The 7,210-nt window shown below is 39.0% G+C and carries 7 protein-coding genes and 1 pseudogene; 4 read left to right on the top strand and 4 right to left on the bottom strand.

All coding sequences use genetic code 11. The annotated features are described in order from the left end of the window. Positions 1 to 36 precede the first annotated feature (36 nt). Positions 37 to 792: a 3-oxoacyl-ACP reductase FabG gene (gene fabG, locus BHE89_RS06015; protein ID WP_069366850.1), complete on the bottom strand. Its 756-nt coding sequence runs from the start codon at positions 790 to 792 to the stop codon at positions 37 to 39. A 532-nt stretch (positions 793 to 1,324) separates the two neighbouring features. Between fabG and pfkA the strand changes: the two genes are divergently transcribed. Both pfkA and BHE89_RS06005 read left to right on the top strand, forming a co-directional pair. Further along, complete coding sequence (gene pfkA, locus BHE89_RS06010) at positions 1,325 to 2,302, top strand: 6-phosphofructokinase (RefSeq protein ID WP_069366849.1); 978 nt, start codon at positions 1,325 to 1,327, stop codon at positions 2,300 to 2,302. Positions 2,303 to 2,567: 265 nt separating this feature from the next. Further along, a complete protein-coding gene (locus tag BHE89_RS06005) occupies positions 2,568 to 3,569 on the top strand; it encodes a sulfate ABC transporter substrate-binding protein (protein ID WP_069366848.1) in 1,002 nt (333 codons plus the stop codon). Positions 3,570 to 3,676: 107 nt separating this feature from the next. Here the strand turns inward: BHE89_RS06005 and tpiA are convergent, their stop codons facing one another. Continuing rightward, the gene (gene tpiA / locus BHE89_RS06000; protein ID WP_069366847.1) at positions 3,677 to 4,447 is read right to left on the bottom strand and encodes a triose-phosphate isomerase; all 771 of its coding nucleotides are present in this window, start codon (positions 4,445 to 4,447) and stop codon (positions 3,677 to 3,679) included. A 106-nt stretch (positions 4,448 to 4,553) separates the two neighbouring features. Next, entirely contained in the window at positions 4,554 to 5,189 is a 636-nt protein-coding gene (locus BHE89_RS05995; RefSeq protein ID WP_069366846.1) for a DUF1454 family protein, read from the bottom strand. A gap of 97 nt (positions 5,190 to 5,286) precedes the next feature. Here BHE89_RS05995 and BHE89_RS05990 point away from each other — a divergent pair, with 97 nt between their 5' ends. Next, positions 5,287 to 5,718, top strand: coding sequence for a DUF805 domain-containing protein (locus BHE89_RS05990; RefSeq protein WP_069366845.1), 432 nt, complete (start codon positions 5,287 to 5,289; stop codon positions 5,716 to 5,718). A gap of 65 nt (positions 5,719 to 5,783) precedes the next feature. Here the strand turns inward: BHE89_RS05990 and fpr are convergent, their stop codons facing one another. Continuing rightward, a complete protein-coding gene (gene fpr, locus BHE89_RS05985) occupies positions 5,784 to 6,530 on the bottom strand; it encodes a ferredoxin--NADP(+) reductase (protein ID WP_069366844.1) in 747 nt (248 codons plus the stop codon). A 336-nt stretch (positions 6,531 to 6,866) separates the two neighbouring features. On the opposite strand from fpr, the pseudogene BHE89_RS05980 reads away from it, so the two are divergent. After that, positions 6,867 to 7,210, top strand: a pseudogene (locus BHE89_RS05980) (MFS transporter); the annotation flags it as partial.

Here is a 7,210-nt window from a genome sequence, read left to right as displayed (position 1 = left end):
GCTTCTAATTCATTTTTAGAAGCTTGCTGATAATACCTACAACAACGCCTCTGGAGATTCAGGTAAAATCTGTCCACCATCGACGATAATTGTCTGACCTGTAATATATTTTGCTTCATTTGAGGCAAAGAACGCGGCGGCGTAGCCGATATCTTCAGGCTCACCTAACGTATGTGTTGGGATTGACGCTTTCATTTGGTTTAAATACGCTTCACCTTGGGCTTGTAAGCCTTCTGTAAGGATATTTCCCGGCATGACTGCATTTATCGTAATACCATGACGTGCATATTCTAGTGCTGCACTACGCATAAAACCTAGTTGTCCTGCCTTACTTGCGCCATAGTGGCTCCAACCTGGATAACCCGTAATCGCGCCTGTAATGGACGAGGTAATGATCACTCGACCTTGTTTTTGTTTCTCCATTACACGTAGTGCCGCTTTAACTAAAAAGAACATGCCTTTTAAGTTTACAGTATGCATTTTATCCCAATCAGCTTCCGTCATCTCTTTAATGGTGGCTTGAGGGAAAATACCTGTATTGGAACAAAGAATATCGAGTTTGCCATGCTCTTTGACAATCTCATCAATCACTTTTTCACAGGCGGATTGATGAGTCACATCAAGGTGCATAAACTCAACATCCCATTCTTGTTTTGTTTTATTGCCTGCAACATCATCAATATCCGCAATGATAACTTTAGCACCACTCTTTTTTAGGGCGATGACAATACCTTTACCAATGCCTTTTGCGCCACCTGAAACTAAAGCGATTTTACCCGTTAAATCAAACATAAAACCTCCTATTAAGTGAAAGTTCCACTGTATCAGTCTAGATTGAAAAGCGGTAAATCAACGAGAGAACTTTGTTGTTGCTCACAAATGTACCCTAGATCTTTTTTTCTTTAAAAGGATGACACCACAAAATAGAGAGATAAACGGTAGATAGAATATCACACCAGAGAAAACTGAATATTTGTCAAAATATGCCGATGCTATTTTTTTAGCATAAATAGCGATTCTTTGAGATGAATGCAAAAAGGCAGTAAAGTGTCTGTATAAAAAGTGTTAACTTATTAGGGAAATATATTTGAGATAGATTAGTCTAAACTTTATACAAGCTATCTGATTAGTTTAATGCGCATCAAGTTTATGAAAAAAAATGTACGATAATGATGAACTGGTAAAAAATATGCGTACAATGGTATTGTTGAATCAATTCAGCATTTGTAATATCGGATAATTACACCAGATAAACCGGTATTGAAATAAAAAGTTATTCCAACAATTTTGCAATAATTACATCGAATAAGAATCAGAGGTGATCATGGTCAATAGGATCAAAAGAATTGGGGTTTTAACAAGTGGTGGTGATGCACCAGGTATGAATGCCGCAATCCGTGGTGTTGTTCGTGCCGCGTTAAGTGAAGGTTTAGAGGTTTATGGGATTATGGATGGCTATATGGGGCTATACGAAAATCGCATGAAAAAACTCGACCGCTTTAGCGTATCAGACATGATCAATCGTGGTGGTACATTCCTTGGTTCTGCTCGTTTCCCTGAATTCCGTGAAGACAGTGTGCGTGCTGTTGCCATCGAAAATATGAAACAAAATGAGCTTGATGCCTTAGTCGTCATTGGTGGCGATGGTTCTTATCTGGGTGCAAAAAAATTAACGGAAGCAGGTTTTCCATGTATCGGTTTACCCGGCACAATCGATAATGATGTTGCTGGTACTGATTACACTATTGGTTATTTCACGGCGTTAGAAACGGCGGTTGAAGCGATTGACCGTTTACGTGATACCTCAACGTCTCACAAGCGTATCTCTATTGTAGAAGTGATGGGACGTTACTGTGGTGATTTAACACTGTCTGCGGCAATCGCAGGGGGCTGTGAATTTGTTGTTCTGCCTGAATCTGAATTACCGTTTAATCGTGATGAGCTACTGGCAGAAATCAAAGCAGGTATTGAACGTGGTAAACGTCACGCAATCGTCGCAATCACCGAACACGTCTGTGATGTTCATGAATTAGCGCGTTTTATTGAAGCTGAAACTAAACATGAAACGCGTGCAACGGTATTAGGCCATATCCAACGTGGTGGTTCTCCAGTTGCTTACGATCGTATTTTAGCCTCACGTATGGGTGCTTATTCTGTACAACTGCTATTAGAAGGTTATGGTGGTCGTTGTGTTGGTATTCAAAACGAAAAGCTGGTTCACCATGATATTATTGATGCGGTCATGAATATGAAGCGTGTCTTTAAAGCGGATTGGTATGAAACAGCGAAAAAACTGTATTAATTAATCGAATTTCCGCAATACCAAAATCTTTCTGAGTTCTATCCTTATTCGTGAACTGCTCTGATACACGTTATTTCTGTGTCAGAGTAGCTTCTCGAGTGAAAACATTTCATTTAGTTCTTTCTATCCTTCTTTATTTCTTCTTATCCTCCTTATGTTGGTAGCCATATTCCCGTTGTGCATATCCATCTGTTTTTTGTTATTTCATCGTTATAAAACTTTCTGTCAGCCTAATGAGACATTTAATAATAGGGGATGGAGAGTTATGTTTAAACGATGGGGTTTATTATCAACGACTTTAGTTGCACTGTTTTTTTCCAATAATCTATGGGCTAAAGATATTCAGTTATTAAATATTTCTTACGATCCGACGCGAGAACTTTATCAACAGTATAACCAAGCATTTAGCCAGTATTGGGAACAAAAAACAGGTGATAAAGTCACTATTCGCCAATCACATGGTGGTTCAGGAAAACAAGCAACATCGGTTATCAATGGTATTGAAGCGGATGTTGTCACATTAGCCCTTGCCTATGATATCGATGCGATTGCGCAAAGAGGACGGATTGATAAGCAGTGGTTAACACGATTACCTGATAATTCAGCACCCTATACGTCAACAATCGTTTTTCTGGTGAGGAAAGGAAACCCTAAGCAAATAGTGGATTGGGATTCATTAATTAAGCCGGGTGTTTCCATTATTACACCTAATCCCAAAACGTCTGGTGGCGCAAGATGGAACTATCTTGCGGCATGGGGCTATGGGTTAAAAGCGAATCATCAAGATAGTGAAAAAGCCAAAACTTTCGTTAAAGCACTTTATCAGCAAGTGGAAGTATTAGATTCAGGCGCAAGAGGCGCAACAAATACCTTTGTTGAGCGAGGTATTGGTGATGTCTTAATTGCATGGGAAAACGAAGCGTTATTAGCGATTAATGAATTAGGGGCTGATAAATTTGAGATAGTCACACCCTCAGTATCTATTCTTGCTGAGCCTACCGTGTCGGTAGTTGATAAGGTTGTCGATAAACGAGGAACACGAGAAATTGCCACTGCGTATTTAGACTATCTTTACTCACCAGAAGGACAAGAGATCGCGGCAAAAAATTATTATCGTCCCAGAGATAAAGCAGTAGCAGAGAAATACCAAAGCCGTTTTCCAAAACTAGAACTCTTTACACTTAATGATGTTTTTGGAGATTGGCAATCGGCTCAGAAAATACATTTTGCGACAGGGGGAGTATTTGATGAAATTAGTCGTCGTTGATTAAGTCAAGGTGAGCAAAATAAAAAAAATCACCTTCTGTTTGATATTCAGTAAGGTGATTTTCTCTATTTTTTATCGATTAATGGCATAGGCCAGAAAGACAAAAATTATTTTTTCGCTTTAGCTTGTGCTGCTGCTTTAACGATAACGGCAAATGCGTCAGCTTTCAGTGAAGCGCCACCGACTAATGCACCATCGATATCTGGTTGGCCAAACAGTTCTGCTGCATTTTTATCGTTAACAGAGCCACCATATTGAATGATAACTTGTTCAGCAATAGCGGCATCTTTCTTCGCAATATGATCACGAATAAATTTATGAACAGCTTGAGCTTGTGCTGGAGTTGCAGATTTGCCTGTACCGATAGCCCAAATTGGTTCATAAGCGATAACCGCATCTTTAAATGCAGCCGCACCGTGTGCATTTAACACGGCATCGATTTGGCGAGCACAGACTTCTTGCGTTTTGCCCGCTTCGTTTTCTGCTTCAGTTTCACCAATACATAATACTGGCGTTAAACCTAACTCTTTTAACACGCCGAATTTTTGAGCGATAAACTCGTCAGATTCTTTATGATAAGTACGGCGCTCAGAGTGACCAATGATAACGTATTTAACATCAACGTTTTTCAGCATTTCTGCGGAAGTTTCGCCAGTGAAAGCACCTGATAAGTTAACACCTGTATCTTGAGCACCTAATGCAATACGGCTTCCACCAATTTCATGGCGTGCTTGGCATAGGTAAACTGCCGGTGGTGCGATAGCAACATCGCAACCTGCAACACCGCTAACTTCTTTACGTAGTGCAGCAATTAATTCATGAACCATATGAATGCTGCCGTTGAGTTTCCAGTTACCCATGACTAATGGATGGCGCATAACTTTTCCTCCAACCGAGTGGTTTAAATTTAGTTTGCTAATAAACACGAATTCTGTTGATGCACAACAGTATAGAGAACAATGAATAGAATAGCTTTGTTTTTTATCACGGAATAGCTGAAACGATCTTGCTGTTTAAAGAAAGCTTAATCGGTTCAATGGCGAAGGTGGTTAATTGATTATCTTCATGGGCAATAATATAACGGATCGCGCCCACATCATGGCTAATATAATCAGAAGTTTGATTTTTAAAGGCGAATAAATTAAGAGCCTCTTGAATTTGCTCTTGGGTTATTGACGGGTCAAATTGAGCGACCAAAGTGATAATGTATTGTGTTGTGAGTTCGCGATTTATTTTTTCTAATTCAGGTGAATCAGGAGAGTGGATCAACGTGAGCTGTAAACTTTTTATTTTTTCGCTACCACGCTCTAATATGGCAGATGAATAGAGATTAGGCGTGATACGTGTTGCAGCTCTGACAAGAGGGATTGCAATATCGTGATTAGTGATAATTTTATATTCATTAAGTGATAACAATGGATTTTGTTGATTGAACTTCGCCCTAAGTTCCGGGATCGTTATCTCAAAAATAGGTGCATCCTGTTTAAGATAGCCAATATCATCTTTAGTGGGCTGTTTTTGTGCGACAGACATCTCTGTTGCGAAAACTGAAGTTGGCAAACAAAGCGCAATGCTTATGATTATCAGGTATAACGTAGAAAGAGTGTTTACTTTTATCATCTGTCCTCCGCTTGTCTGTGCTGTTATTGGTTAGTCTGTATTATTTGATACTAAATGGACAGTGTAATTCACAACTTAAGTAAATTATTGAGAATTTATGACTTTACAACATTGGGCATTTTCATTCAAAGGACGAATTGGGCGTCGTGACTTTTGGGTTGGTTTTGGTGTCTGTTTTGCACTGTTTTTAGGCCTGTTTATGATTAATGATATGATTTATCCATTACCTACTATGGTGACGTGGATATTCATTTTCTTTATTCTTTATTCATTGTGCGCAATTTTTACGAAAAGGCTCCATGATAGAAATAAAAGAGGAATATGGCTTTTATTACTGTTACTTGCCGTGATGTTAGGATTAGCCGATACCAGTAGTTTAGAACCATTTTGGCAATGGGCGTTGGGACGTTTTCTTCCCTCTTTTATCGGGATGATTATGTTGCTTGATTGCGGTGTATTTGTTGGTAATGACGGTGAAAATTATTTTGGTAAACAAACCGAGCAAGTAGACTACCGTCGCTGGCGTTAATTTATGATTATTAACATAAAATAAATAAGGGTGAGAGAAATAGGCTCACCTTTATTTTTGCCTTATTACCAATATTGCTCGCTGGTGATATGTCCGGGTTTTCGTCGTAAGTGCTTACGCATTTCCCGTTGTTCTTTTAAGCGTTGTTGAGTGTCTCTGACCATTTGAGGATTACCACAGAGCATAATATGGCTCTCTTCAGGGCTGATGGTTAGGCCAACTGTTTTTTCTAAAGCACCACTTTCAATGAGTGCAGGAATGCGTCCTGTTAATGAGCCAATATGATTTTCACGGCTGACAATGGTTTGAATACGTAATTTGCCTTGATAACGTTGAACGAGTTTTTCCATTAAAGGTAAATAGCTTAAGTCATTAGCATATCGAACAGCGTGGACAAGCACGATATTTTCAAATCGCTCAAGATCGTCTCCTAATTGCAAAATAGAGAGAAACGGTCCAATAGCCGTTCCAGTCGAAAGCATCCAAAGTGTATTTGCTGTGGGAACTTCTTCTAATACAAAGAAGCCACTGGCTTGCTCCGTAACCATTACCTCATCACCGACTTTAAGTGCGCTTAACTTAGGACTTAATTTTCCTTCGGGGACAGTGACAAGATAAAATTCTAAGTTAGGATCATTTGGTGCATTGACATAAGAGTAAGCACGTTGTACTCGTTCGCCATCAATATCTAGCGCTAATTTTGCAAATTGCCCAGCTGTAAACTTATCAATAGGAGCATTGACGACGAGACTTATTAACGCATCAGTCCAGTGATGAACTTGAGTCACTTTTCCATTCACCCAATTAGCCATAGAGATTATCTCCTTTGATAAACATGCTTATGTTGCTTAGTTATTCTAAATAGGAAGCGGTTTTTTATTTATCAAGATGGTGTGGTGATGTGATTAATCTAAGATTTTGTCAATAAATGACACAATATGTACATTTATATTGACAACTATGGTGTATTTCTCTGACATTAATCTTTAAACAAAAATTGCTGGCTATCTCGCAAATTTCTCCAAATTTGTTAACTTAGTCTCATTCTGAAAAGACATGCATTTTGCGGAGTTTATTTTTATAAATTCTCTGTAGTGTGCGTCTGTCCGTTAATTTATTTATCTGAAATTCTTGAGCAAAGAAAAGAAATGAGAAAGTTAGAGCATGCAAATCTATTATTATTGATTATTGCACTGGTTGCTGTGGGTCAAATGACCCAAACTATTTATGTTCCTGTCATTGCTGATATGGCCGTTTACTTTGGTGAGCCAACGGGGGCGGTACAGCAAGTCATGGGTGCCTATCTTTTTTCTTATGGTTTTTCACAGTTAATTTACGGACCTATTTCCGACAAAGTAGGGCGTCGTCCTGTTATTTTAGTTGGAATGACGATTTTTTTGCTTATCAACGCTGGTGGCGATTTTCTCACAAAATTTAACCACACTGGTTATTGCAAGTACCTTACAAGGAATGGGAACGGGCGTTGCGGGTG

This window comes from Shigella sp. FC1967, assembly GCF_001743005.1.
In the GTDB taxonomy this organism is placed as follows: Bacteria; Pseudomonadota; Gammaproteobacteria; order Enterobacterales; family Enterobacteriaceae; genus Proteus.
Note: the sequence above shows the minus strand (reverse complement) of the source record. Positions and strands in the feature narration are given on the sequence as shown.